A 26909-nucleotide genomic window follows, 5' to 3' on the forward strand; every position below is an offset into this window, starting at 1 on the left:
CTTATTTCAGGTTTTCTGGAAAGTCCGCCGGCAGCTCGCTGGCGGCACAGGCAATCACCGCTTCGTTATTCTCGCCGCAGTCGCGAACAAACGTGATGGTGGCAAATTCATCAATAACTTCCGTTGGATAAGCCGGGCCAGCCTCGCGGAACGCTTCCATTTTCGCAATATGCTCATTCTGGAAACACACCGTTTTCTCCGGGTTATTAATCACCCAGCGCGGGAAGAAAATCGTCCCGTGGAACAGCTTATCGCCGAGATTCACAATCAGGCTGACGTCCGTACCCGTAGGTTCAGTCCAGGAAATTTTGTACACGCTGCTTGCCACACGCACAATGTGCGCATCCTGATTTTTCACCCAGCGATTGGCCACAATGCCGCTGTGGATCCGGTAATCCAGGGTAGTTGCATTTTTTACATAAATTTCGTAGTTCCAACCATTATCGTAGGTATAAACCAGATGTTTGCCGACGAACTCGCTTAAATCGTGTTTATCAAAGTGACTCATGATGGCGCTCCTCTGTGGGGTTAAGCGCATCTTAGACCTTCACATTTTCGATGAATAACGCTACTTTTGTATCAAATTCATCCATTTTTTAGATGATATGCATAAAACAACCCTTGAGCAGTGGGCACTTCTGGAGTTGGTCATTGAGCTGGGCAGCTTCGCCAAAGCGGCAGAAGCCACTTTCCGCAGCCAGTCCTCCGTCAGCTATAACCTTGCATTACTTCAGGAGCGGCTTGGCGTTAGCTTGCTGAAGCCGGAAGGGCGTAAGGCGGTACTGACGCCTGAAGGGGAACTTTTGCTGGCGCAGGTTCGCCCGCTGCTGAAAAGCTTTCACTACGTTGAAAGCCGCGCTGCTACGTTAAAAAACGGCATCCGCACCCGCATAGACTTAGTGGTGGACTGCATATTCCCGCGCGCCCGCCTGTTCGCCATCCTCCATCAGTTTCAGCGATTACATGCCAGCACGCAGGTTCATCTGACGGAGATTCTGGAAACCGACACAGCCGATCTGGCAGAAGCGGATGTCATGGTGCTAACCCGCCGTCAGGATCTTACGGGCCGCGGGCAGTGGCTCAGAAACGTTGATTTTGTGGCCGTGGCGCACCGCGATCACCCCCTGCATCAGCTTCCCGCCCCCTTAGAAGAGGCGGACCTGGCGAACTATCCGCTGATCCACCTTGCCGGGCAAAACAGCAGCGAATCCTCGCCCACGGCAGACTGGACGTTTTCCACGCTTGATGCCGCGTGCGAAGCCGTGACCTGGCAGGTTGGCTACGGCTGGCTGCCTGAAGAACGGATTGCTCCGCAGATTGAAAACGGCACGCTTAAACCGCTCCCGCTCAGTCACGGGGCAAGGCGTGCCACGCCCCTGCATTTGATCGTGAAAAAGGATTTAGCCCCACTGGACGAGCCAATCACCACGCTGCTCACCCTCTTTCAACAGCCCGAATGTTAAGTCTGACGACGCTTTGCGAGGCTGCTTAACATCGCCTCGCCGATGGCCACTTCACCCTTTGCCATTAGTCCCTGCGCGGCCCCGGCCTGATCCTCAGACTTCTTGTTCTGGCCGAGCTTGGTCTTGCCGACCAGCGAAGCCAGAGGGATTTCAATCCCGACAATCGCTTTAAGCATTGAGCCGATAAACTCAGGAGGCGCATCGCTTACCTGCCACGGGAGGTTCATCTGCGCTTCCTGCTGCCGGGTCAGGCTGGTTATCTGCCGCAGGACAAAATCCGCATCGTCCCGCACCGCAATCCTCCCCCGCGCCTGCACGGTCTGGTAGTTCCAGGTCGGCACCTCTTTGTGATGCTCCTGCTTGCCCGGATACCAGCTCGGGGAGATATAACCTTGTGCACCACGGAACACCACCAGCACATCCTGCTCGGGCTGAAGGCCGCGCCACAACGGGTTCGCACGGGCAATGTGCGCGCGGAGCGCGCCGAACTCCCCCTCATCAGGGCAAAGCTCAAAGGGAATATCAAACGCTTCCAGCACACCTTCGATTTGTACAACCAGCAGGCCCAGGGGATTGGCCTGAATCAGCCGCTGCAGCACAGCGATATCGGGCTCCTGAAAAGGGCGAGGAATATACATGGGCAGACCTTCATTTGCGGTAATTTTGCCCAGCTTATGTTCGAAGTGGTTTATGATAAAGAACCAGATTACAGCTATATGACCGAGCCACAACTCATGTCACGTAAAGCCCGAGCCGTAGATATCCCCGCCATTGGCGAGCTTGACCGCCGCAGCGGGCAGCTTAGTTTGCAGCTAGCCAAAGCGCTGAAAAACGCCATTCACAAAGGCGAACTGAAGAGCGGCGACCTGCTGCCCTCCACCCGCGTCTTGTCGGGCGCCCTTAACGTGGCGCGCGGCACCGTGCTGGAGGCGTTCGAGCAGCTGGTTGCGGAAGGGTTTCTGGAGTCGAAACACGGCTCCGGCACCCGCGTGGCCTACGCCCCGGAAAGCCCGCAGCCCGAACCGGCGGCTCGTACAGCAGCAGCCATCCCGCTGTCTGCCCAGGCTCAGGCTTTTGCCAGAGTAGGCGAGCAGCTTAAAACGCTGGCGCCGAAGCCGTTTGCCGTTTCCGTTCCGGTTGGCGACACGGCCCCGGACGACGTGTGGCGCAGGCTAGGCAACCGCATTCGGGCGCGGGGTGCCGGTGCCCCGTCGGGCTATGCCGATCCGCAAGGCGTTCTGGTTCTGCGCGAGGCTATCTGTGAATACGTCAGAAAGTCGCGCTCGGTGCGTTGCACCCCTGAGCAGGTCATCATCACCTCCGGCAACCAGCACGGCCTGTATCTGACCCTGCAAATCCTGCTGGAGGCAGGCGATGCCGTCTGGATGGAAGAGCCGGGCTACCCAGGTGCGACCTCGCTGTTTGAGACGATGTTCCGCGACCGTAGCATGGTCAGAGTCGCCGTGGACGACGAAGGGCTGGACGTTGAGCTGGGGAAAAAGCTGGCCCCCAACGCCCGCGCTGCGTTTGTCACGCCCTCGCACCAGTACCCGCTGGGCATGCCGCTCAGCATGTCGCGCCGCGCCGCATTGCTGGAATGGGCGCAGGCCAACCAGGCCTGGATCATTGAAGACGACTACGACAGCGAGATGCGCTACGCGGGCCACCCTTTCCCGGCGCTTCAGGGCCTGGGGCCGGAGAACGTTATCTACCTCGGCACCTTCAGCAAAATCCTCTTCCCGTCGCTGCGTCTCGGCTACGCCGTAGTGCCCAAGCAGCTGGTTTCCGCCTTCTGCGGGGCACGCATTCTGATGGACAGGCAGCCGCCAGGGGCAGACCAGCATGTGCTGGCGAGCTTTATTTCAGAGGGGCACCTCGACCGCCACCTGCGCAAAATGCGCGGTGTTTATGCCGAAAAACGCCGCGTGTTAATGGCAGCGGTAGAACAATACATTTCCCCGGACGTGGCCTGGCTTCAGCCCTGCGACCAGGGCATGCACATGGTGCTTTGGCTGCGCCAGGGCCTGGACGACCATCAGGTTGTGGAGCGGGCAATGCAGGCCGGAATCGCCGTTCGTGCGGTGTCGCACATGTTTACCCCAGAAAAACAGAAGTCCGGCATTCTGCTGGGCCTCGGTGGTTACAGCGACGAAGAGATCGTTCGCGCCGTGCAGCGTCTGGATGAAGTGCTATGCTCAAGTGCATCCCTGATTACGCCATAAACCTGGCAGGAGCCTGATTATGCTGACCTATTTAGAAAAAGATGAACCTGAAGAAAGCGCCACCCCCGCCAATGCCTCAGGACTGATGCAGCAAAAAATGCTGGATTCCCGCTCGATTATTATCTCCGGCGAAATCACTCAGGCGATCACCAAAGAGGTGGTTGCCCAGCTTTTGCTGCTGCAAAGCATCAACGACAAACCCATCAAGCTGTACCTCAACAGCCAGGGCGGCCACGTTGAGGCGGCGGACACCATTCATGACGTGATCAAATTCATCAAGCCGGAAGTCCATATCATCGGCACCGGCTGGGTTGCCAGCGCCGGGATCACCATCTTCCTCGCGGCGGACAAAAAGCACCGCTATTCGCTGCCAAACACGCGCTTTATGATCCACCAGCCGCTGGGCGGCGTGCGCGGCCAGGCCACGGACATTGAGATCGAAGCCAGAGAGATTATTCGCATGCACGACCGCGTGAACAAGATGATCTCAGAAGCCACCGGCCAACCGCTGGAGAAGGTGAAGCAGGACACCGACCGTAACTACTGGATGTCGCCGAAAGAAGCTATCGACTACGGGATTGTCGGCAAAGTCATTACCAGCTTCTCCGAGCTGAATATCGACTAACCTCTGAGAAACCGCCTTCCCCGGCGGTTTTTCTTTTTAGCGGGAAAAGCGCTTAGCGCCGAACACGCAAACCAGCACGCCAAGCATCACGGCAATCATCGATGTATGTACTTCTTCATGAAGCAGCAATCCGGCAAGTAACAGACCAAAAAAGGGCTGTAACAATTGCAGTTGCCCGACGGCGGCAATCCCGCCCAGCGCCAGGCCGCGATACCAGAAAATAAACCCTATCCACATGCTGAACAGCGACACGTAGCCCAGCGCGAGCCATGCCTGAGCGCTGATAGCGTCTCCCGCCGACGGAACGGTAAAAGCAGTAGCCGCGGCACTAAGCGGCAGAGAAATTACCAATGCCCACGAAATCACCTGCCAGTCGCCCAACCGCCGGGTGAGCACCGCACCTTCAGCATAACCCAGCCCGCACAGCGCAATGGCGCCCAGCATTAGCGCATCGCCCTGCCAGCTACTTGCTGTCCCGTGGCTCAAAGCAAAACCTGCCACCAGCGCAGCACCCGCCAGAGAAAACAGCCAGAAAGCCGCTTGTGGTCTTTCTCCTCCACGCAACACGCCAAAACAGGCGGTCGCCAGCGGCAGCAGGCCGATGTAGACCAGCGAGTGTGCCGAGGTTGTGTGCTGCAGTGCTAAAGCCGTCAGCAGCGGGAAACCCAGCACCACGCCGACGGCCACCAGGCAAAGCGGCAGCCAGTCTCCCCGCTGCGGCCGCGGCTGCCGCAAAATCAGCAGCGTGCCGGCCGCCAGCAGCGCCGCAAGAGTGGCCCGTATCGCCGTCAGAAAAAGAGGATCAAGCTCCAGCACCGCAACGCGCGTGGCCGGCAGCGAGCCGCTAAAAATAAGCATCCCCAAAAAGCCGCTGATCCAGCCTCGGGTTTGCGGGTGAGCAGTCGGCTGACTGAGCGGCAACGCGCTTCTATTTTGCATGGTGGCTCCAGATACTCAGATTGGCTTCCTATTCTGCGCAAAGCCGCCACGACAGACAGATCCACAATGAACAAGAATCACCAGGCCAGCAAAAAAACCACCCACCAAAGAAGAAAATCTATCTTGCCAGTCAAGATTAAGTCATTTGTTAACCCTCACGCTGATTCACATAATGCGCCAACACGGAGAGGCAAGCGGCAGCCTTTTTCTTCTTCGCTCTGCCGCTTTTTTCTCCCTCATCTCCGCTCGTGCAACGGCATGAGCCACACAACAAGAGGCAGTGAACCATGGCTTATTTGCAAATCACCCTTGATATCAGCGCGCAGAATCGCGCCGCAGCCGCGGGCGTTTACCAGCAGTACAAAACGGCCTTCCTGACCACCATCGACGGTGCAGTCTCCAAGGAACTGCTGATCCGCGAGCAGGACGTCCAGGTACTGCACGGCTTTTACACCGCCGCCCAGGCCGAAGCCTATCTGGGTTCTGACCTGTTCACCCGCGACGTAGTTGAAGCCCTGAAACCGTTCCTGAACGCCGCCCCGGAAGTCCGCATTTATAGCGTCGCCTGAAATTAACTGAAGAGGTTTGTATGTTGCTGAACTGGAATGAACATCGCGAAGAATTACTGGGTGTGGTGGGCGATTACGCGAAGCTGCAGCCGGAGTTTATGAAAGGGCTGATGAAGATGGACGCGGGTGCTTCCGCCATGGGCCACCTGGATGCCAAAACCCACGAGCTGATTGCGCTGGCGGTGGCGATCACCACCCGCTGCGACGGCTGCCTGTCGGTACACGTTAAAGCCGCCGCAAAACACGGCGCAACCCGGGAAGAGATTGCCGAAGCGCTGGCGGTCGCCATTTCGCTGAACACCGGGGCGGCGCTGACCTACACCGCTCACGCCCTGGACGCGTTCGACGCGTTGCCAAAAGCCTGAGCCTAAGCGGCATCCTTCCTGAGGGTGCCGTTTTTTTCACCGGAGAATGCAAATGACCTACAAAGCGATGCAGGCCAGCGGCAACGGTAGCCTGGAACTTGTCGAGCGCCTCGTACCAGAACCTGGCGCAGGCGAAGTGCTGATAAAAATAGAAGCCTGCGGCATCTGTGGCGCTGACGGCGGCGTTATCGACGGCACGGAAAAGAGCGTGGCTTACCCGCGCGTGCCGGGGCATGAAGTTGTCGGCACGCTGCTGAAACTTGGCAGTGGCGTACCTTCTGGCCTGCATGTTGGGCAGCGGGTTGGCGTGGGCAGGCTTGGCGGGCACTGCAATGAATGCGATGCCTGCCGCCGCGGCGAGTTCACGCTTTGCAGCCACCAGCCGGTCGTCGGCAGCTCGCAGGACGGCGGCTATGCCGAAATGATGCTGGCGAAGGCGACCGGCCTTGTAGCAATCCCGGATGCGCTAAGCGCAGTCGACGCCGCGCCGCTGCTTTGCGCCGGAATAGCCACCTTTAACGCGGTGCGTAAATCAGGTGCTCAGCCGGGAGACAGCATCGCAGTCCTCGGCATTGGCGGCCTGGGCCACCTTGCCGTGCAGTATGCCGCTAAAATGGGGTTCCGGGTTATCGCCATCGGGCGTGGAAGCGATAAACCACCAGCTGCGCTGGCGCTGGGTGCCCGCGATTATCTCGACAGCAGCCTGGATAATCCTGCCGAAGCGCTGAGAAAACTCGGCGGTGTAAAGGCGATCGTCACCACGGTCACGGACAACGCTATAGCGTCCTCTCTGCTGCCAGCCCTGCAGCCCAAAGGCAAGCTGATGGTGCTCGGGGTCGGCCAGCAGCCGCTCGTGCTTTCTCCGGGTATGCTGGTTGGCCGGGAGCTGTCAATCGAAGGCTCGCTGACCGGCACCCCGAATGAAACCGAAAGCGCTCTGCGTTTTAGCCTGCTGAACAACGTGCAGCCGATGACGGAAATATTCCCGCTGGCACAGGCCAACGAAGCGTGGCAAAAAATGAAGTCCGGCAAGGCACGATTCCGCATAGTGCTGACGATGTAGAGCCCGGCGGCCGTTTTTAATTTAAAAATTTTCTGCCTGATTTTCAGTCTCGCGTGACCTCTCTGAAGCAGTACTTCTTGTGACTCACCTTCAGGGATACATCATGACGATAAAAAATAACGGAAAGGCTACGGCCATTTCCGACGCGAGCCAACCTGCACAGCTCCCTCGCGCCCCGCTTGCGTCCGGCATCGCCTTATCCGGCCTGCTGGCGCTGGCAACTGGTTTACCGACATTATCCTGGGCGGCAGAAGCCTCCTCAGCCGCCAGCCAGGCATTTTCCGTGCCTGCCGGGCCTTTGAGCGGCGCCCTGCAAACGCTGGCGAATGACGCCAACGTGCTGCTGGTCTTCACCCCGGATCAGACGTCAAACAAAACGACTTCAGGCCTCAAAGGGACTTATTCCGTACAAAGCGCGTTTGATCATCTGCTGACGGGCAGCGGCCTGAAAGCCGTGCGCGACGGCAATAGCTATCGGCTTGTTTCTCTTCCGGCAGCCTCTGGCGAGAACGCGCCGATTATCGTGCCAGAGCTTTCCGTGCTCAGCGGCCTGGATGACAGCGTCGTGGCCGGGCGCTCAACGCTGAAAAAAGAGAATATCGAGCGCATTCAGGCTGATAACGTCGCCGCCCTGCTGGATAAGCTGCCGGGTGTCTCTTCCGCAGGTTCACCGCGCCCGGGCGGGCAAAGCCTGAATATCTGGGGCATGGGCGGCATGGAGGACATCAAAGTGACGCTGGACGGCGCGCCCAAAGGGTTTGAGAAGTACCGCCAGGGGTCGGTGTTTATCGAACCAGAGCTAATCAAACAAATCGACGTCGATAAGGGTCCGTTTAACCTCGCCAATGGCAACGGCGGCTTTGGCGGCAGCATCAAAATCGTCACCAAAGACGCGGCCGACCTCTTACAGCCCGGCGAAAACTTTGGCGGCATGCTGAAGTACGGTTTCCACACTAACGACAACCAGAATATCTACAGCGGCGCACTGTATGGCAGAACGTCAGAAGGCTTTGCCGACGGGATGCTCTACGCCAGCAAACGCGATGGCGGCAATATTACCCGCCCGGACGGCACGCATTTCGACTATTCCGCTAACCGCCAGGGGACCTGGCTTGCCAAAACCAATCTCTACCTGACCGACGCGCAGACGCTGACGCTTTCAGCCATGCATTCCGAATCCACCGGCTGGCAGCCCTTCGCCGCCAAGCGGGACGAAATTGCCGCCCCGAGTCAGGCGGATGTCGACAAATACGGGTTAGACGAGGCCTGGCGCAGGAAGCTGGTGTACCGCAACCAGACCGACGAAAACTACTCCGTGAAGTGGAACCTGGCCCCGGCGGACAAGCCCTGGCTGGATCTGACGCTGAACTACGCTTACTCCAAAACCAAACAGCATGATACCCGCCCCGACTCCGCCGGAGCGTCCAGCTTCCTGGGCTCGCTCGGCAATGAGAGCTGGGTGGATTACAAAGACAACCTGGTGGAGATCAGCAACAAGAGCCGCTTCAGCACCGGGCCGGTGGATCACCTGCTGGAAATCGGCGCAAGCTGGCATAAAAACCAACGCGATGCGCTGATGTACTACCCAGGCTACAAGAAAAATGCCGCCTACAACTACGGCTACTTCCAGCCGTACTACATGCCCGCCGGGGAACAGCAAACGCGCGGCCTGTATCTGCAGGACAGCATGACGCTCGGCAGCGTCACCGTAACGCCGGGCGTGCGCTACGACAGCGTCACCAATACCGGTGAGCCAAACATCGCCTCAATGTACAACAGCAGTAATCCTAAAGTCGGCCACGACTACAGCAGCAAAAGTTATCACGGCTTTACGCCTGCACTTGGGCTGGTCTGGAAAGCCACGCCGAATGTGTCGCTGTTTGCCGATGTGACCCGCACCTGGCGAGCGCCGACCATTGATGAGCAGTACACCGTGCAGTACGCGCTGTCTAACGTGTCCGGCACCAGCCGCGACCTGAAAGTGGAAACCATTAACAGCGTTCGCGGCGGGATGATCCTGAACTTCAATAATTTGCTGGCGGACGACGACAGCGTACAGATTCGTACCACGCTATTCCGCAACCGCGGCAAAGATGAAATCTTCTACCGTCGCGGCGTGCTGTGCGAGGCGCAGTCGGTGAAAAGTGGCGCTAACTGCGGTTCTCCACTGTCGAACTATCGTAACCTGCCGGGCTACACCATCCAGGGTCTGGAGATTGAATCGTTTTACGACAGCCGCCGCATCTTTGGCAGCTTCTCCTTCTCGACCATTCGTGGGCAGCGTGACGCTTCTCCGCGCGCCCCGTGGGGCAACCAAACCTGGATCGCAGAAATTCCGCCTGTCACCGCCCACACCACGCTGGGCGTAAAAGCCCCGGAGTGGAACATGACCTTCGGCTGGACCATGGACATGGTGCGTAAACAGGATCGCTCCCCGCAGGATGGCGACCCGTTAGCGGGCATCTGGGCGCTGCCAAAAACCAGCGGCTACGCGCTGCAGGGCCTGTTTGCGTCCTGGCAGCCGGAGCAGGTGAAAGGCATGGAAGCCCGCATTGCCGTCGACAACCTGTTTAACACCGACTACTACCCGTACTTGGGTGAATCCGTATCCGGTATCGGCCGCAACGTTAAGCTGACCATTTCGCAGAAATTCTAGTGTGTTACCCGCAGCGCCAGTGCTGGCGCTGCGTTCTCGTCGCCCGCAAAAATACATTAATACTTCGCAATCTCTTGACATAAAAATAGAGAAATGAAAATAATAATGATTATCATTTAAATATTTATCACGCCCTGATACCGATCAATGGTGAGTCACATCATGTCCCGTTCCCAACAGGTTGCGCAGCAGCTTTACTGCGATCATCAGCGCTGGCTTTACCACTGGCTTCGCAACAAAGTCGGCTGCCCGGAACAGGCGCAGGATCTGACTCAGGACACCTTTATTAATATTCTGGTCAGCCCCGATCTGGCCTCCATTCGCCAGCCACGTCCTTTTCTTGCCACGGTCGCCAGACGGCTGATTGCCAACCATTATCGCCGCAAGAAAATCGAAGAGGCCTGGCTGGAGGCGCTGGCGACTCAGCCGGAAATGGAACACCCTTCCCCTGAAACACGACTGCTGATTCTGGAAGTGCTGGAACAGATTGATGCGGCGCTGGACGGCCTGCCGCCGCAGGTGCGGGAAGCCTTTTTGCTGGCCCACCTGCAGGGGATGCGCTATTGCGATATCGCCGAGCGCCTGCGCGTTTCCAGCAGCTCCGTGAAGCAGTATCTCCAGCGCGCCAACCTGCACTGTTTCTTCGCGCTCAGCTCATGACCTCCCATCCTTTTATTGACCAAAACGGGCAAGCCATCGACCGGGACAGCGCCTGGGCCGCCGCCTCATGGCTGACGCTGATGATGTCGGACGACGTTAGCGAGCAGGATAAAGCCGACTGGCAAAAATGGCTGGCGTCCAGCGCCGAGAATCAGCGAGCCTGGCGGCACGTCGAGGCGGTTTGCGCCAGCTTCCGGCAGGTTGACGGCAAACTGGCGCGGCAGAGCCTCTCTTCGTTAAAAAACAGCGGCAGGCGTCGGGCGCTAAAAGGATTAGGCGCTCTGCTGCTACTCGGTGGTTCGCTGGAATGGGGGCGACAGCAGCACGGCTGGGAAGCGTTCATTGCCGATTATCGCACCGGGACGGGGGAGCAGCGGCAGGTTGAACTCAGCGAAGGCAGCCGCCTATTACTGGACACCCAAACCGCGCTAAACGTGGATTTTACCGGGCAGCAGCGCCAGATTGAGCTGCTCGGCGGCGACCTGCTGATTACGACCGGGCAGAAGGAAAAGCGGGCGGCATGGCCCCGGCCCTTTAGCGTGACGACGCCACAGGGCAAAGTGCTCGCGCTGGGCACCCAATTCCGGGTAAAGCTGGAACCGGGGCTTACCCGCGTGGCGGTTTACCACGGCGCAGTCCGGCTTTATCCGCGCAGCTCTGGCCTCGCCGGGCTACAGCTCGCGGCAAGCCAGGGCGCATGGCTCAGCGGGGCTGAATCCGGGGGCCTGCACGGCGGTGAAAAAGAGCCTGGCTGGGTGCACGGCAAACTGCTGGCCGACAATATGCCGCTGAGCGATTTCCTGCGGGAAGTTAACCGCTACCGCCCCGGCGTCCTGCGCTGCGACGAGGATATTGCGGCCCTGCGGCTGTCCGGCGTTTTCCCGCTGACGGATACCGATCGGATTCTGGCTGCATTACCCCGCGTCCTGCCCGTCAGAATAAATACGCTATCTCGTTACTGGGTCAGCCTTTCACGCAGTGAATAATGCTTCGAGACGGAGTAATCCATGTCAGTTGTCTCGTTATTCATGTCAGCCTGCCCGTTTGGGCGTTTCGCGTGTCCTCTCTCTTATCCCCACTGAAACAACAGCCTTTAGCCCGGCTGCGGAGTATTTTGTCATGCCTTCTACCCTGCCGATAAGACAGCCCTTTCCTGCCTGGTCCGAGGGCCTGCCTCCCACACGCCGCAGCATCGGGCTGGTGCTGGCGCTCTTGCTGCACGCGGGCGTTTTTCTCTGGCTAACCAACCGGCCCACTCAGGAACAACCGGCCACCGCGCCACCGCCTATTGCGCTGATGATCCTCCCGACAGACGATCCGGCCTCTGTCGCCACGCCAGCCAAGCAGCCCGATAAGATCAAACAGATCCAGTCGGCCGCACCTCAGGAAAAGGCCGAGTCAAAAGAAGCGATGAAGAGCGTTGAGGCCCCGAACCCGGAGCTCGTTGTGGCTAAAAAAATGCACCATAAAGTCATCGCCAAACCTCAGCCGGTTAAGCCGCACGATGCGGAAGTGCCGCCGGCCCCTACACCTCCTGCACCTGAAACGCATGCGCCCGCCAGCCACCCGCAGCAAAGCGCCGGCAGGGCAGGAAGCAGCGCGGTGAGCGCCCCCAGCCCAGGCGAAGTGAACTGGGTCGGGCTACTGCGCCAGCGGCTCGACCGCTTCAAACGTTACCCGGCTCAGGCTTTACGTCAGCAGGCCCAGGGCGTGGTTTATCTGAGCCTGACGCTGAACCGGGAGGGCCAGGTCCTTAGCGTGGCGCTGGCAAAAAGCAGCGGTACGCCAACGCTGGATCGCGAAGCCCTTGCCCTGCCGACTCGTGCGGTTCCGCTGCCCGCCCCCACGGATGATATCGCGCCAGGCCAGCCGCAAATAACCCTCACGCTGCCAATCCGTTTCGATCTCCGCCAGTAGATCCCTTTGCTCAATGCTCGGTAATGCAGCATTGAGCACACCCTGCCTGCACGATCGTTTTAGATCACAAAAAATACGCTGTCATCACGCTAATATTGCACAATCGAGCATTCGATCTTATTTTAATCGAGCAACAACGAGCAATGACACTTTAGCGAGGATGCAGCAGTGAGAAACAATCATGTAGGACAGATCGTGATGAATGAGTCGACGATTGCCGAAGGCGTCACCAAAGTCGCCCGGCTGCTGAACAGTCGCTATCACGAAGCGGTAGTGATCACGGTCGTGCCCGGTGGGATTCTGTTTACCGCCGATCTGGTCAGGCAGCTCACCTTCGATATTTCAATGGACTATATTTCCTGCCCGCACACGCCTGGCGACAGAAACAACAGCTCTACCATCGTTTACCACGACAATATTGGCATCAGGGGGAAGAACGTTATCCTGGTGGATGACGCCATTGAGTCCGGTGGGACCATGAAGCGTCTGGTCGAGCATTTATTCGAACATTACGCTCCGAAATCGCTCTCCATCGCCACCTTATTTGTGAAGCCTGGCCGCGTAGAGATCCCCGCCGAGCAATGTTATGCCTGGATCATGGACAATGACGATTTGCTCATTGGCTACGGCATGCCGTGGCAAAACAAGTACCGCAACCTGCCCTTCGTTTCAAAACTAAAAATATAAACGCCTACAGAACACTTACCGATGGGATAACAACATGATAAAGCTAATTATTACCGACCTGGACGGCACTTTTCTCAATAGCCACGGCGACTATGACCGTAAATTATTTGCCCAGACCCACCGCTTAATGGCCGAGCAACGCGTCCATTTCGCCGCCTGTACCGGCAAGCAGTGCCAGCGGGTAGAAGAGCTGTTCGCCGATTACCGCGAGGATTTATGGATCATCGGCGACAGCGCCACGCGCATTAAAAGGAACGGCGAATATGTCTACGAATCGCTTATCAACAATGCGCTGGGATTACGCATTATCGACACGCTGGAAGCAGCCAGTGACAGCCACGTGATTGTTGCCTGCGGCAGCGAAAGCGCGTTTATTCGCAAAGACGTGCCGCAGCGGCTGCAGGACAAAATGCGCCAGTCCTACGCCAGCCTGGCGCTGGTGGACTCTTTTGCCGAACTCAATTGTGATTTCGTGAAGATAAGCGTCTATGACGAAGCCGGAAACTGCCCGCAGACTCGCCCGGTACTCAGGCCGTTTGAACAGGATGTCTACATCGTGGTGTCCGAAGCGGCGTGGATAGATATTGTGGATTATGGCGTCCATAAAGGGACAACGGTGCAAAGGCTCCAGCAGTTACTGAACGTCAGCCCGGCGGAGACTCTCGCCTTTGGCGACGGGTATAATGACCTGGAACTGCTGGCCCAGGCGGAATACAGCTTCGCGATGCGTAATGCGTTTGAAGAGACCAAGGCCGCAGCCCGGTTTATTACCGGCAGCAATGATGAAAGCGCGGTCCAGCACACGATAAAAAGCCTGCTGGCGTTGCAAAGCAAAGTCTGAAGAAGGGCGGGTTCTTAGCCGCCCGTTCCGCTAGCCCGCGATTTCAATCCGCAGGTTAACGCCGCCGAAATCGGCAATTTTGGTTTCGGCGCTCACCACCGCAATATCAATGTCTTCGCAGGGTGCCACTTTATAGCGAGCCACCTGGGACATCTTGTTGGCCGTTACGGCGGCGATCACCTCATTACTCTGGCTCAGCACTTCCCGCTTAAAACAGGCGTCTTCGTAATAAACCGCGCTCAGGCCAGCCTGCGGATCCAGCCCGCACACGCCGATAAAGGTCTGGTCGAAAACCATGCCGCGCAGCTGATTGACCGTGTCGGAACCCAGCGTGCTGCCGGTCAGCGGGTTAACTTTGCCGCCCAACAAAATCAGTTCGCCCCGCGTGCGCCCGCTCAGCGCCGCTGCAATCTGCGGGGAATTGGTGACAATGGTGAGATCCAGCTCTTCGGGGATAAACTCCACCATTGCCAGATAGGTTGAACCGGCGTCGAGAAACACGCAGGTGTTAGCTTGGATCATTCCGGCGCACTTCCGTGCCACCTGGGATTTCTCACCCACATCCTGGGACACGCGGGTTTCGAAGCTGGCAGACTGCTGGAACTGACTAATGGCCCCGCCATAAACCTTTTTGCACAGGCCGCGACGCGCCAGCTCCTGCAGATCCCGGCGGATGGTGTGCTCGGACACGCCCAGCTTCCGCGCCACATCAGCCCCGATCACCCTGCCCGTTTCGGTCAGGATCTGGTGGATCATCGCCTGGCGCTGTTCAGGCAATGCGTCATAATCAGTCACGTTTAGCCCTCAAATAGCTGCAATAGTGCATAACATATCACAATCTATCATCGCAGCTGAAAAGCGCGGGCTAGCCCTCAACCAGCGCCTGCGCGCACGCCCAGGCGGAGCTCCAGGCCCACTGGAAGTTATAGCCGCCCAGCCAGCCGCTGACGTCCATCACTTCGCCGATAAAATAGAGGCCCGGGGATTTTTTCGCTTCCATGGTGCGGGAGGAGAGTTCGTTGGTATCCACGCCGCCGAGGGTCACTTCCGCCGTGCGATAGCCTTCGGTGCCGTTGGGCTGAACGCGCCAGGCTTGCAGGGTGTCAACCAGCTCGCTTTGCTGGCGGCTGTTGAGCTGCTTCAGCGTGACGTCCGGGATCTGCTGCAGCTGCTGCAGGCACTCAACCAGGCGTTTCGGCAGCACCATCGCCAGCGTGTTTTTCAGGCTCTGGTTTGGGTGCGCGTTGCGCTGCTCGTGAATAAAACCGTCCAGATCGGTGTCCGGCAGCAGATTCACGCTGACGAATTCGCCCGGCTGCCAGTAGCTGGAAAGCTGCAGAACGGCAGGGCCGGACAGGCCGCGATGGGTAAACAACAGGCTTTCACGGAAGCTGACGCCGTTTTCTGCGGTGATGACGGACGGCACCGAGACACCGGACAGCACCTGCAACTGTTCGAGCAAAGGTTTATGCAGCGTGAACGGCACCAGGCCCGCGCGGGTCGGCAGCACCTTCAGGCCAAACTGTTCGGCGACTTTATAGCCGAACGGCGTCGCCCCCAGCCCCGGCATCGACAGACCGCCGCTGGCGATAACCAGTTTCGCGCCCTGCACGCTGCCGCCGTTTAGCTGCAGGGTGTACCTCTGCTCGTCGCGTTCAATACTCAGCACTTCGCTGCGCAGGCGCATTGTTACTTTGCCTTTCTCGCATTCGGCCACCAGCATATCGACTACCTGCTGGGCAGAATCGTCGCAGAACAGCTGCCCGAGGGTTTTCTCGTGCCAGGCAATGCCGTGCTTGCCCACCATGTCGATAAAGTCCCATTGGGTGTAGCGGGCCAGCGCAGATTTGCAGAAATGCGGGTTTTGGCTCAGATACGCCGCAGGCTCGACATAAAGGTTGGTAAAGTTGCAGCGTCCGCCGCCGGACATCAGGATTTTACGGCCCGGTTTTTTCCCATTATCAATCAGCAATACGCGGCTGCCCGCCTGCCCGGCAACCGCCGCACAAAACATTCCAGCTGCACCCGCACCTATAATAATGGCATCAAACTTTTCCACGACCGACTCCCGACTATGCTTAAGGCAACGGATTGTAAAGACCTGAGGCTGGTCGCACCAGCTTTAAGGTGAATAACAAATGCAGGTGATTGATAAACAAAATGTAAATCATTCCACCTGTGCGCCAGATGGCGACTAAAATCAAAAAAAGTCCAGATTTCACTTTGCCGCGGTGGAGGTTGTCTTACATAATGCGCCGCGTTCATGTCCTCAAAATGGCGTAACGTCTATGCTACATTTGTTTGCCGGCCTGGATCTTCACACCGGGCTTTTACTTTTGCTTGCTCTGGCATTTGTGCTGTTCTACGAAGCCATTAATGGTTTCCACGATACGGCCAACGCAGTAGCAACGGTAATTTATACCCGCGCTATGCGATCGCAACTTGCGGTGGCAATGGCTGCGTTGTTTAACTTCTTCGGCGTTCTGCTCGGTGGGCTGAGCGTGGCCTATGCCATTGTGCATATGCTGCCTACAGATCTGCTGTTAAACGTAGGATCTTCTCATGGTCTCGCCATGGTGTTCTCTATGTTACTGGCCGCTATTATCTGGAACCTCGGCACCTGGTATTTTGGTCTGCCGGCCTCCAGCTCCCATACGCTTATCGGTGCCATCATCGGTATCGGTTTGACCAACGCGCTGCTGACCGGCACCTCGGTTGTCGACGCGCTGAATATCCCGAAAGTCATTGGGATCTTCGCTTCCTTAATTCTGTCCCCGATTGTCGGGCTGGTGATTGCCGGTGGGTTGATTTTCCTGCTGCGCCGTTACTGGAGCAACACCAAGAAAAAGCAGCGTATTCACCTGACGCCTGCGGAACGTGAAAAGCAAGACGGCAAGAAAAAGCCGCCTTTCTGGACGCGTATCGCGCTGATCCTGTCCGCTATCGGCGTGAGTTTCTCTCACGGCGCTAACGACGGCCAGAAAGGCATCGGTCTGATTATGCTGGTACTGATTGGCGTCGCACCGGCGGGCTTCGTGGTTAACATGAATGCTTCCGGCTACGAAATCACCCGTACTCGCGATGCGGTGAACAACGTCGAAACTTTCTTCCAGCAACGCCCTGACCTGCTGAAGAAAGCCACCGGCTCGGAACAGCTGATCCCTTCTCCGGAAGCGGGCGCAACTGAACCGGCTCAGTTCCACTGCCACCCGGCCAACGCGATTAACGCGCTGGATCGCGCGAAGCTGATGCTGACGGATATCGAAAGCTACGACAAGCTCAGCATTGAGCAGCGTAGCCAGCTGCGTCGCATTATGCTGTGCATCTCCGACACCACCGATAAAGTGGCGAAGCTGCCAGAAGTGAGCGCCGACGACCAGCGCCTGCTGAAGAAACTGAAAGGCGACATGCTTAGCACCATCGAGTACGCGCCGGTCTGGATTATTCTGGCGGTGGCTCTGGCTCTTGGTCTGGGTACAATGATCGGCTGGCGTCGCGTGGCGACCACCATCGGCGAGAAGATCGGTAAGAAAGGCATGACCTATGCGCAAGGGATGTCCGCGCAGATGACGGCAGCCGTTTCTATCGGTCTGGCAAGCTACACCGGGATGCCGGTTTCCACTACCCACGTGCTCTCTTCCTCCGTGGCAGGGACCATGATCGTGGACGGCGGCGGCCTGCAGCGTAAGACGGTAACCAATATCCTGATGGCCTGGATATTCACCTTACCGGCTTCGATTCTGCTCTCCGGCGGGCTGTACTGGATTGCGCTGCGCTTCGTGTAAGCCGTAGCCAAAGAAAAAGCGGGTCAGGAAACTGGCCCGCTTTTTTTATGCTTGTCCATAACGCTGCCCTACAACTAGTGCCAGATAATTAATCCAATCAGGCTAATCACCACCAGACCACACAGCGAACTCGTCAGAATAAACTGGCGGCGCAGGCGCTCACAGCGGCGAATAAACTCTTCATCATGATGATCGACATAGCGCTGGCCGTAGATATAGCGCACCAGCCTGACCTGCTTGCTGGGTTGACCATGTGAGGTGAAAAAACCGCCGCCATCAACGTATTGATACAGCAGCGGATCGCACCCGCGCAGCACCACCAGTAACGCGCGCAGTGAAGAGTAATAGCGCGCCATATTCACCACACAAACTACACAAAGCGCCCAGAACAGCGCGACGGTGCTGATCATGTACCCCTCCCGGCGAAGCCCTCGAAGCCTTTGCTTCGGGACGACCGCTCTCCCCGAAAACCCTGTCAGACAATCCTGCAACGAATAACCGATACAGGTCACAGATCTCTTCCCGCCCGGCTCATTTAATAGTGTAGGAGATCCCTTAATTTTTTTACCACCGCGTTAATCTTTATCAAAGTGGCCGCATTCATTTTTCGCTTGAATGTGATTGAGGGATGGCGCATTGTCGGGCTGAAGAAGGTTCGATAAAAGCGAAATACCATCTACAATTGAAGTCTTTAGATCGGGTGACCGTAGCTCATGCCGCTACGGTTTAAAAGATGACGGCGAGAGTCATCGATAACTTATGGAAGGAGTAACATTATGGCTTACAAACACATTCTGATCGCGGTTGACCTCTCCCCTGAGAGTAAAGTCCTGGTAGAAAAAGCCGTCTCCATGGCTCGGCCTTACAACGCGAAAGTTTCCCTGATTCATGTCGATGTGAATTACTCCGATCTGTATACCGGGCTGATTGATGTCAATCTGGGCGATATGCAGAAACGCATTTCCGAAGAGACTCACCACGCGCTCACCGAGCTGTCTACCGGGGCAGGTTACCCGATTACCGAAACCCTGAGCGGCAGCGGCGATCTGGGCCAGGTGCTGGTCGATGCCATTAAAAAATACGATATGGATTTAGTGGTTTGTGGTCACCACCAGGATTTCTGGAGCAAGCTGATGTCCTCTGCACGCCAGCTGATCAATACCGTGCATGTGGATATGCTGATTGTTCCACTGCGTGATGAAGAAGACGAGTAACGGTATTGCCCTCACCCTAACCCTCTCCCCAAAGGGGAGAGGGGATTGAATTGAGATAAGTATTGACCCTCACTCTGGGGCTTCCGCCAAAAGGGGACTGAACCGAGATTAAATCTTTGGTTTCCCCCCCTCCCTTGCATCACGGCCTCTTAGTAATGCTTTATTTTCATAATCTTCCGGGAGCAAGAGTATTGCTGCAGGACTTGCAGCGACTTTGACGTTCTGCGTGACTGCGGGTTTAAAGCGAGGCACGGTTCCGGCTTAAATCGCCTCCGTTTTCTCTCCGACTGGCCAGGGGCCGGCCGTCGGGAACGGCCGGAGGCTGAGAGCGTCGGGAACGCATCTCAGGCGACCCAGGACTGGGAGATAAAACGGAGGTCTGCCGCTCACGCGGTCGATTTATTTGGCCGGGAGTCCGGGTTCTTAGGGGAGTGACGGTGACTCCCCTAAGACGTTCAACGGTGAAGGCGCTACAGATAAAACAGGGCTGGAAGTGAACGGAACGTTAGCCGATTCCTCATAGAGTATAGTTGTGACCAAAACCCACCGAGGAAGAGGGGCTGTCACAGCTCGATTACTCCGGCGTCCCGGCATAAATATCAAACCGGTGCCCTTTGGTCACCACCGCATTCTGCGTGGCGACGTCGGCCAGCGGCGGCGCGTAGTCCGGACGTTTCACAACGACCCTTTTCTTCGCGAGCGCTCTGGCTGGGGCAAGCAGCCCGTCTGCATCTTCATCCGGCCCCACCAAAGACTGGAAAACGCGCATCTCTTTCTTCACCAGCGCGCTTTTCTGCTTGTGGGGGAACATCGGATCGAGATACACCACATCCGGTCTCGGCGTGATATCGCTGAGCGCCGTCAGGCTTGAGGCATGAATCAGCTGCAATCGCTCCTGCAGCCAACCACCGATTTCAGGATCTTCGTAGCCACGGCGCAGGCCGTCATCCAGCAACGCGGCAACCACCGGATTGCGCTCCAGCATCCGCACGCGGCAACCGACGGACGCCAGCACAAAGGCATCTCGCCCTAACCCCGCCGTCGCGTCAACCACGTCCGGCAGATAGCTGCCCTTCACGCCCACGGCTTTTGCCACCGCTTCGCCACGCCCGCCGCCAAACTTACGGCGGTGCGCCATCGCGCCGGAGGCAAAATCAACAAAAATGCCGCCTAGCTTTGGCTCGTCGCGTTTGCGTAACTCCAGCCTTTCAGGCGTCAGCACCAGCGCCATCAGCGCCTCTTCATCATGCTCGAGCTGCCAGCGCTCGCTCAAAACAGATAAGGCGCCGGAGTCGGCGCCTGCTTCAGTCAGTAAACAGATTTTCACGTGGTGGCTTAACCCTGAATACCGTAGTGATCCAGCATCGCATCCAGCTGCGGCTCGCGCCCGCGGAAGCGTTTGAACAGCTCCATCGGCTCTTCCGAACCGCCACGGGTCAGGATGTTATCGAGGAACGACTGGCCGGTTTCGCGGTTGAAAATACCCTCTTCTTCAAAGCGAGAGAACGCGTCCGCCGCCAGCACGTCGGCCCACAGGTAGCTGTAGTAACCCGCCGCGTAACCACCGGCAAATATATGGCTGAAGGCGTGCGGGAAGCGGCCCCAGCTCGGCCCCGGCACCACGGCAACCTGTTTCTTAATTTCGGCCAGCGTCTGCAGCACTTTCGCCCCCTGCTCCGGGTTGAATTCCGCATGCAGGCGGAAGTCGAACAGGCCGAACTCCAGCTGACGCAGAATAAACAGCGCTGCCTGGTAGTTTTTCGCCGCCAGCATTTTTTCCAGCAGCTCAACAGGCAGAGATTCACCGGTTTCATAATGGCCGGAGATAAACGCCAGCGCTTCCGGCTCCCAGCACCAGTTTTCCATAAACTGGCTCGGCAGCTCGACCGCATCCCACGGCACGCCGTTGATACCGGACACGCCCGCGGTTTCGATTTTGGTCAGCATGTGGTGCAGGCCGTGACCAAACTCATGGAACAGGGTGATCACTTCATCGTGGGTAAACAGCGCAGGTTTGCCGTTCACCGGGCGGTTGAAGTTACAGGTCAGATAGGCCACCGGTTTTTGCAGTGAGCCATCGGCGCGGCGCATTTTGCCCACGCAGTCATCCATCCACGCCCCGCCGCGTTTGTGCTCGCGAGCGTAGAGGTCGAGATAGAAGCTGCCGCGCAGCTCGCCCTGGTCGTCATACAGCTCGAAGAAGCGCACGTCCGGGTGCCAGACGTCGATATCTTTCCGCTCTTTGGCGGTGATGCCGTAGATGCGCTTCACGACTTCGAACAGGCCATTCACCGCACGCTCTTCCGGGAAGTACGGGCGCAGCTGTTCGTCGCTGATGCTGTAGAGATGCTGTTTCTGTTTTTCGCTGTACCAGGTGATGTCCCACGGCTCCAGCTCTTCCACGCCGTAATGCTCTTTCGCATAGGCGCGCAGCTGAGCCAGCTCGGCTTCACCCTGCGGACGGGCGCGTTTGGCCAGGTCTGACAGGAACTCCAGTACCTGCTGCGGGTTTTCCGCCATTTTGGTGGCCAGGGATTTTTCCGCGTAGTTGCCAAAGCCCAGCAGCTGAGCCAGCTCGTGGCGCAGCGCCAGAATCTCTTCCATCACCGGGGTGTTATCCCACTTCCCGGCATTCGGGCCCTGGTCAGAAGCGCGCGTGGAATAGGCGCGGTACATCTCTTCGCGCAGCGCACGGTTGTCGCAGTAGGTCAGCACCGGCAGGTAGCTTGGGATATCCAGGGTCAGCAGCCAGCCGTCTTGCTCTTTGGCTTCCGCCTGAGCGCGCGCTGCGGCCAGGGCGCTTTCCGGCATCCCGGTAAGCTCGGCTTCGTCGGTAATCAGTTTGCTCCAGCCCATAGTGGCATCAAGCACGTTGTTGCTGTAGGTAGATCCCAGCTCGGACAGGCGAGCGGAGATCTCCCCGTAGCGCTGCTGTTTGTCTTTTGGCAGACCAATCCCGGACAGCTCGAAGTCGCGCAGCGCGTTATCCACCGCTTTCTTCTCGGCGACGCTCAGGCTGGCGTAGTTCGCCCCGTCACGCAGGTCGCGGTAGGCATTATACAGGCCTTCGTGCTGGCCAACCCAGGTGCTGTATTCGGACAGCAGCGGCAGCGTCTGCTCATAGGCTTCGCGCAGCTCCGGGCTGTTCTGTACCGAGTTCAGATGGCTGACCGGGGAGAACAGGCGGCCCAGGCGATCGTCCACTTCTGCCAGCGGCTGAACCAGATTCTGCCAGCTATAAGGCGCGCCCTGCGCAACCACGCTTTCCACCGCCGCACGGCAGTCGTCCAGCGCTTTAGTCACGGCCGGAACAACATGCTCCGGTTTGATGGCGGAAAACGGCGGCAGCTCAAAAGAGGTCAGTAAAGGATTGGTCATAAGCGCGTTCCTGATTAAAAGGGAGAGAGAAGCGCTCAAGCGGCGCTTTGTGCATGGAGTCTAGCATGGGGTTAAGTGTAGCGAATTTCAATCCCGGGCGTTGCGCTGCGGTCGCCGGGAAATGGGGCAGCAGGCGCTGCCCCGGGGGATAAATCAGTGGGATTTCGTGGCCATGGCGTAGGCCGCAGGCAGGTTCAGGCGCTGCCAGAACTGCTGGTCTGCCGTCGTGCCGGACAGCGGGTAGCCCGCAGGCAGCGCAGTTTTCACCATCAGGTCGCGGCGCTGGGAGGCGGAAAGCTTAGGCAGCGCGGCTTCCAGCAAAACTTCCGCCCCTTGCGGTACTTTCAGGGCTTGCTTCTCACCCTTCTGCTGCGGCAGGTCGTAAGTCATGGTGAAGCGGTAAAGTTCTTTCATCGCCGGGGCGCGGTACGGATCGTCTTTTGCGGAAGATTTCGCACATTCAGCCAAAGTGGTGCCGCACTCTTTTTCCAGCGCGGTACGCAGCTGATCGCGAGCTTCGTTAAACAACGCGCGGTATTTCGGGTCGTTCAGGTAGTTGGCGACATTGCGCTGCGCCACCATGCGGGAGCCCATCACGTCCAGCGGGTAATGCACGCCCAGCACAATGCGCGAGTAACCGTAGCGCGCACCGCGCTCAACCAGGGCTTCAAAGCGCTCCGGCACCATTTCGGCCATCAGCAGCGCGTCGGTGTAGCCGGTGTTGGTGTGGCCGCTTGGGAAGGAGCCGCCGTCTGCGGTGTACGGTTTGTTGTCTTTAATCACCACATCGTCCGGCACGAGGTGAATGGTGTTGCCCTGGATCAGGAACGGACGCGGGTTATTGAAGTGCTTCTTCGCTGCGCTGGTGCTGACTTCGGAGGCTTTAATCAGCGCCGCGGCTTTGCTCAGCTCGCCTTTATCGTAGGCGGCCAGGAAGGCTTTCCCCAGGCGCGGCCCCATGGCATCGCTCAGGAAGTAAAGGTGTTTGATGCCCTCGGCATCCGCCAGCGCCTGATGGCGCGAAGTCTGCACGGCGTTCAGGTTGATGTTGGTGACGGTTTCAAGGTTTTGCTTAATCACCGAGTCCGGCAACTTGCTGAAGGCAGAAAGCAGCTCAATACCTGCCTTCTGGTTAGCTTTCGTCTGGAAGTCATAGCCGCTCGCCTTCAGCCAGGCGGTATCCGCCAGCTTTTTGCTTTGCTTCGCTTTATCCAGCTGGTCGCGGGTCAGTTTATCCGCATCGCCTTTCAGGGCAGCGCGCAACGCCGCCAGAGACTGCATTTCAATCTCATCAAACGCCTGGCTGCTGTTGGCCGGGGTCACACTATTGGCTATCGCCGCGGCCTGAGGAAGAGACACATCTTTCGCCAGCGCGGGCAGAGAGACGGCTAACGCGGCGGCCAGCACAGAAATACGAAGTTTCATTATTTTTCCTTTTATTCAAACGATTACCTTGCCTGGCAGCGACGCTATCCTGGTGATTTGACATTTTTATGACACCGTTATGTTTTGAAACGCTTTCTCCCCAACTGAAACAGCGCCGCGCCCGGGCGGTAATCCGCCGCAATCTGCGGTAAACTGTGGGAAATTTGTTTTCTTATTTGCGGAACACCATCCCTCATGCTCAGCTATCGCCACAGCTTTCACGCCGGTAACCATGCCGACGTACTAAAACACACCGTTCAAAGCCTGATTATTGAATCGCTTAAAGAGAAGGAGAAACCGTTTCTCTATCTCGACACTCACGCAGGCGCCGGGCGTTACCAGCTGAGCAGCGAACATGCGGAGCGCACCGGCGAGTATCTGGAAGGTATCTCCCGCATCTGGCAGCAGGACGATTTGCCTGCCGAACTGGAAGCCTATATTGGCGCGGTGAAGCATCTGAACCGCAGCGGCAACCTGCGTTATTACCCTGGCTCTCCGCTGATTGCCCGCCACCTGCTGCGCGAGCAGGACAGCCTGCAGCTGACCGAGCTGCATCCGTCCGACTTCCCGCTGCTGCGCTCTGAGTTCCAGAAAGACGACCGGGCCCGCGTCGAGCGCGCCGACGGCTACCAGCAGCTGAAAGCCAAGTTGCCGCCGGTTTCCCGTCGCGGTCTGATCCTCATCGACCCACCGTATGAGATCAAAACCGACTACCAGGACGTGGTGAAAGGGATTGCCGAAGGTTATAAGCGTTTTGCCACAGGCACCTACGCGCTGTGGTACCCGGTGGTGCTGCGTCAGCAAATCAAACGCATGATCCGCGACCTGGAAGAGACCGGCATCCGCCGCATCCTGCAGATCGAGCTGGCGGTTCGCCCGGACAGCGACCAGCGCGGCATGACGGCTTCCGGCATGATTGTGATTAACCCACCGTGGAAGCTGGAACAGCAAATGGCGAACGTGCTGCCGTGGCTGCACAAAAAGCTGGTGCCAACGGGTACCGGCTCCACCACGCTGAGCTGGATTGTGCCTGAATAAGAAAGCTAGCCAATGCCGCTGCAGCTTGAAGTATGACGTGGCTATCACAGTAATCGGTAGAACCTTTATCCCGGCGCGCTACAATCGCGCCTAATTTTCGACTCAAAAGGGAAACATCATGACCAAACATTATGACTACCTCGCCATTGGCGGCGGCAGCGGCGGTATCGCCTCGATTAACCGTGCGGCAATGTATGGGCAGAAATGCGCACTGATTGAGGCGAAGGATCTGGGTGGCACCTGTGTGAACGTCGGCTGCGTGCCTAAAAAAGTGATGTGGCATGCGGCGCAGATCGCCGAAGCGATCCACAACTACGGCCCGGACTACGGCTTTGACACCACGCTGAACCACTTCGACTGGGACAAGCTGATCGCCAGCCGCACCGCCTATATCGACCGTATTCATACCTCTTACGACAACGTACTGGGCAAGAATAAAGTGGACGTGATCCGCGGCTTTGCGAAGTTCGTTGATGCCCACACCGTGGAAGTTAACGGCGAAACCATCACCGCAGACCATATTCTGATCGCTACCGGCGGCCGCCCAAGCCACCCGAACATCCCTGGCGCTGAGTACGGCATCGACTCCGACGGCTTCTTCGAGCTGCCGGGCCTGCCAAAACGCGTGGCGGTTGTGGGCGCGGGCTACATCGCGGTGGAAATCGCGGGCGTGATTAACGCTCTGGGTTCTGAAACGCACCTGTTCGTGCGCAAACATGCGCCGCTGCGCACCTTCGACCCGCTGATCGTTGAAACGCTGCTGGAAGTCATCGAAGCAGAAGGCCCAACCCTGCACACCAACGCGATTCCGAAAGCGGTTGTGAAAAATGCAGACGGCAGCCTGACGCTTGAGCTGGAAGATGGCCGGTCGGAAACCGTCGACACCCTGATTTGGGCGATCGGCCGCGAACCGGCTAACGACAACTTCAACCTGCAGGTAACCGGCGTTGAGCTGGACGCCAAAGGCTACATCAAGGTAGATAAGTTCCAGAACACCAACGTGCCGGGGATTTATGCCGTGGGCGATAACACCGGTGCGGTTGAGCTGACCCCGGTGGCGGTTGCCGCCGGTCGTCGCCTGTCCGAGCGCCTGTTTAACAACAAGCCGGACGAGCATCTGGACTACAGCAACGTGCCGACCGTGGTGTTCAGCCACCCACCAATCGGCACCGTGGGCCTGACCGAACCGCAGGCGCGTGAGCAGTACGGCGACGATAACGTGAAGGTCTACAAATCCTCCTTCACCGCCATGTACACCGCGGTGACCTCTCACCGCCAGCCGTGCCGCATGAAGTTGGTCTGTGCTGGCCCGGACGAGAAAATCGTCGGGATCCACGGCATCGGCTTCGGCATGGATGAAATCCTGCAGGGCTTCGCCGTAGCGCTGAAAATGGGCGCAACCAAGAAAGACTTCGACAACACCGTGGCGATCCACCCGACCGCAGCGGAAGAGTTTGTCACCATGCGTTAATTCCCCAGGGAAACGCCTAAAAGGTCAGAGATCGCTCTGGCCTTTTTTTATATCTGTGGAAAAACATCCAGCCATGATATTTATCTCTGCATAAACTGATATCAAAAATAATGTACAAAGCGGAGATATATTATGGGCTGGGAAATGCATATCACCAGGACGGAACATGCATGGGATGGGGAGAGCAATCCTATTCTTGCAGAAGAATGGATTCAGTATGTAAATAACGATCCTGAGCTCAGTTTCTCTCCCATAAATGGACCCTATCATGTCATCTGGCGAGGGGATGAAATTAACTGGCTGGACTGGCATGCAGGAAATATTTCTGCAAAATCGCCTGCTCAGACGTTGTATTGCAAAATGCTGGATATCGCCGCCGCGCTCAATGCAAAAGTCCTGGACGATGACGGCAACTTATACTTATCGCCCAATGACTTACTTAATCCATCGTGGGCAAAAAAAGAAATTTCACCTTCATTTCGGTAATGACTCCAACTTATTGATAGTGTTTTATGTTCAGATAATGCCCGATGACTTTATCATGCAGCTCCACCGATTTTGAGAACGACAGCGACTTCCGTCCCAGCCGTG

Annotated in this window: 27 protein-coding genes; 17 read left to right on the forward strand and 10 right to left on the reverse strand. The window is 57.6% G+C overall.

Features of this window, described 5'->3' with window-relative positions; genetic code table 11:
- Position 1 precedes the first annotated feature (1 nt).
- Entirely contained in the window at positions 2-508 is a 507-nt protein-coding gene (locus tag WFN87_RS13235) for a phenolic acid decarboxylase (protein WP_008458611.1), read from the reverse strand.
- A gap of 97 nt (positions 509-605) precedes the next feature.
- On the opposite strand from WFN87_RS13235, the gene WFN87_RS13240 reads away from it, so the two are divergent.
- Positions 606-1463, forward strand: a complete 858-nt coding sequence (locus tag WFN87_RS13240) for a LysR family transcriptional regulator (protein WP_336983088.1) — start codon at positions 606-608, stop codon at positions 1461-1463.
- On the opposite strand, the gene WFN87_RS13245 is transcribed toward WFN87_RS13240, so the two are convergent.
- Positions 1460-2101 carry an FMN-binding negative transcriptional regulator gene (locus tag WFN87_RS13245; protein ID WP_336706533.1) on the reverse strand — a complete coding sequence of 214 codons (642 nt, stop codon included), beginning with the start codon at positions 2099-2101 and terminating at the stop codon, positions 1460-1462. The two genes, WFN87_RS13240 and WFN87_RS13245, sit on opposite strands and share 4 nt — an antisense overlap.
- Positions 2102-2197: 96 nt before the next feature.
- Here WFN87_RS13245 and pdxR point away from each other — a divergent pair, with 96 nt between their 5' ends.
- Positions 2198-3685, forward strand: coding sequence for a MocR-like pyridoxine biosynthesis transcription factor PdxR (gene pdxR, locus WFN87_RS13250; RefSeq protein WP_166994717.1), 1488 nt, complete (start codon positions 2198-2200; stop codon positions 3683-3685).
- A gap of 19 nt (positions 3686-3704) precedes the next feature.
- The gene (locus WFN87_RS13255; RefSeq protein WP_008458618.1) at positions 3705-4310 is read left to right on the forward strand and encodes an ATP-dependent Clp protease proteolytic subunit; all 606 of its coding nucleotides are present in this window, start codon (positions 3705-3707) and stop codon (positions 4308-4310) included.
- A 36-nt stretch (positions 4311-4346) separates the two neighbouring features.
- Here WFN87_RS13255 and WFN87_RS13260 read toward each other — a convergent pair whose 3' ends face one another.
- Positions 4347-5249: a DMT family transporter gene (locus WFN87_RS13260; protein WP_008458619.1), complete on the reverse strand. Its 903-nt coding sequence runs from the start codon at positions 5247-5249 to the stop codon at positions 4347-4349.
- A gap of 287 nt (positions 5250-5536) precedes the next feature.
- Between WFN87_RS13260 and WFN87_RS13265 the strand changes: the two genes are divergently transcribed.
- The 9 genes from WFN87_RS13265 to WFN87_RS13305 all read left to right on the forward strand — a co-directional run bounded on the left by WFN87_RS13265 (position 5537) and on the right by WFN87_RS13305 (position 14007).
- A complete protein-coding gene (locus tag WFN87_RS13265; RefSeq protein WP_336983087.1) occupies positions 5537-5818 on the forward strand; it encodes a hypothetical protein in 282 nt (93 codons plus the stop codon).
- 20 nt (positions 5819-5838) lie between these two features.
- The gene (locus WFN87_RS13270) at positions 5839-6183 is read left to right on the forward strand and encodes a carboxymuconolactone decarboxylase family protein (protein ID WP_008458624.1); all 345 of its coding nucleotides are present in this window, start codon (positions 5839-5841) and stop codon (positions 6181-6183) included.
- Positions 6184-6229: 46 nt separating this feature from the next.
- On the forward strand, positions 6230-7246 hold the full coding sequence (locus tag WFN87_RS13275; protein ID WP_336983086.1) for an alcohol dehydrogenase: 1017 nt from the start codon (positions 6230-6232) through the stop codon (positions 7244-7246).
- Between the two features lie 103 nt (positions 7247-7349).
- Positions 7350-9902, forward strand: a complete 2553-nt coding sequence (locus WFN87_RS13280) for a TonB-dependent receptor (RefSeq protein ID WP_336983085.1) — start codon at positions 7350-7352, stop codon at positions 9900-9902.
- Between the two features lie 162 nt (positions 9903-10064).
- On the forward strand, positions 10065-10562 hold the full coding sequence (locus WFN87_RS13285; RefSeq protein WP_166878574.1) for a sigma-70 family RNA polymerase sigma factor: 498 nt from the start codon (positions 10065-10067) through the stop codon (positions 10560-10562).
- Positions 10559-11548 (forward strand): FecR family protein, encoded by a 990-nt coding sequence (locus WFN87_RS13290; protein WP_336983084.1) that lies wholly within the window; start codon positions 10559-10561, stop codon positions 11546-11548. Before WFN87_RS13285 ends, WFN87_RS13290 begins: the two co-directional genes overlap by 4 nt.
- 133 nt (positions 11549-11681) lie before the next feature.
- The gene (locus WFN87_RS13295) at positions 11682-12479 is read left to right on the forward strand and encodes an energy transducer TonB (protein ID WP_336983083.1); all 798 of its coding nucleotides are present in this window, start codon (positions 11682-11684) and stop codon (positions 12477-12479) included.
- 168 nt (positions 12480-12647) lie between these two features.
- On the forward strand, positions 12648-13166 hold the full coding sequence (locus tag WFN87_RS13300; protein WP_336983082.1) for a phosphoribosyltransferase: 519 nt from the start codon (positions 12648-12650) through the stop codon (positions 13164-13166).
- Between the two features lie 34 nt (positions 13167-13200).
- Positions 13201-14007, forward strand: coding sequence for an HAD-IIB family hydrolase (locus tag WFN87_RS13305; RefSeq protein WP_336983081.1), 807 nt, complete (start codon positions 13201-13203; stop codon positions 14005-14007).
- A gap of 30 nt (positions 14008-14037) precedes the next feature.
- Here the strand turns inward: WFN87_RS13305 and WFN87_RS13310 are convergent, their stop codons facing one another.
- Both WFN87_RS13310 and WFN87_RS13315 read right to left on the reverse strand, forming a co-directional pair.
- The gene (locus WFN87_RS13310; protein WP_034809200.1) at positions 14038-14802 is read right to left on the reverse strand and encodes a DeoR/GlpR family DNA-binding transcription regulator; all 765 of its coding nucleotides are present in this window, start codon (positions 14800-14802) and stop codon (positions 14038-14040) included.
- Positions 14803-14872: 70 nt separating this feature from the next.
- Positions 14873-16066, reverse strand: coding sequence for an NAD(P)/FAD-dependent oxidoreductase (locus WFN87_RS13315; protein ID WP_336983080.1), 1194 nt, complete (start codon positions 16064-16066; stop codon positions 14873-14875).
- A 229-nt stretch (positions 16067-16295) separates the two neighbouring features.
- Between WFN87_RS13315 and pitA the strand changes: the two genes are divergently transcribed.
- The gene (gene pitA / locus WFN87_RS13320; RefSeq protein WP_008458642.1) at positions 16296-17792 is read left to right on the forward strand and encodes an inorganic phosphate transporter PitA; all 1497 of its coding nucleotides are present in this window, start codon (positions 16296-16298) and stop codon (positions 17790-17792) included.
- Between the two features lie 74 nt (positions 17793-17866).
- Here the strand turns inward: pitA and uspB are convergent, their stop codons facing one another.
- Positions 17867-18202 carry a universal stress protein UspB gene (gene uspB / locus WFN87_RS13325; RefSeq protein ID WP_008458643.1) on the reverse strand — a complete coding sequence of 112 codons (336 nt, stop codon included), beginning with the start codon at positions 18200-18202 and terminating at the stop codon, positions 17867-17869.
- Between the two features lie 366 nt (positions 18203-18568).
- Here uspB and uspA point away from each other — a divergent pair, with 366 nt between their 5' ends.
- Complete coding sequence (gene uspA, locus WFN87_RS13330) at positions 18569-19006, forward strand: universal stress protein UspA (RefSeq protein ID WP_008458645.1); 438 nt, start codon at positions 18569-18571, stop codon at positions 19004-19006.
- 574 nt (positions 19007-19580) lie between these two features.
- On the opposite strand, the gene rsmJ is transcribed toward uspA, so the two are convergent.
- The 3 genes from rsmJ to WFN87_RS13345 form a co-directional block, all read right to left on the reverse strand.
- A complete protein-coding gene (gene rsmJ, locus WFN87_RS13335) occupies positions 19581-20333 on the reverse strand; it encodes a 16S rRNA (guanine(1516)-N(2))-methyltransferase RsmJ (protein ID WP_085540213.1) in 753 nt (250 codons plus the stop codon).
- 8 nt (positions 20334-20341) lie between these two features.
- Entirely contained in the window at positions 20342-22384 is a 2043-nt protein-coding gene (gene prlC, locus WFN87_RS13340) for an oligopeptidase A (protein WP_336983079.1), read from the reverse strand.
- Positions 22385-22537: 153 nt separating this feature from the next.
- A complete protein-coding gene (locus WFN87_RS13345) occupies positions 22538-23809 on the reverse strand; it encodes an acid phosphatase (protein WP_336983078.1) in 1272 nt (423 codons plus the stop codon).
- Positions 23810-24004: 195 nt separating this feature from the next.
- Between WFN87_RS13345 and WFN87_RS13350 the strand changes: the two genes are divergently transcribed.
- The 3 genes from WFN87_RS13350 (at position 24005) to WFN87_RS13360 (ending at position 26804) form a co-directional block, all read left to right on the forward strand.
- Positions 24005-24847: a 23S rRNA (adenine(2030)-N(6))-methyltransferase RlmJ gene (locus tag WFN87_RS13350; protein ID WP_008458656.1), complete on the forward strand. Its 843-nt coding sequence runs from the start codon at positions 24005-24007 to the stop codon at positions 24845-24847.
- 118 nt (positions 24848-24965) lie between these two features.
- Entirely contained in the window at positions 24966-26318 is a 1353-nt protein-coding gene (gene gorA / locus WFN87_RS13355) for a glutathione-disulfide reductase (RefSeq protein ID WP_336983077.1), read from the forward strand.
- A gap of 132 nt (positions 26319-26450) precedes the next feature.
- Complete coding sequence (locus tag WFN87_RS13360) at positions 26451-26804, forward strand: hypothetical protein (protein ID WP_336983076.1); 354 nt, start codon at positions 26451-26453, stop codon at positions 26802-26804.
- A 10-nt stretch (positions 26805-26814) separates the two neighbouring features.
- On the opposite strand, the gene WFN87_RS13365 is transcribed toward WFN87_RS13360, so the two are convergent.
- Positions 26815-26909: IS1 family transposase (locus tag WFN87_RS13365; protein ID WP_000306640.1), on the reverse strand; the 95-nt coding region annotated here is incomplete at its 5' end.

This window comes from Cedecea sp. AS113, assembly GCF_037152415.1.
Classification (GTDB): domain Bacteria; phylum Pseudomonadota; class Gammaproteobacteria; order Enterobacterales; family Enterobacteriaceae; genus Cedecea.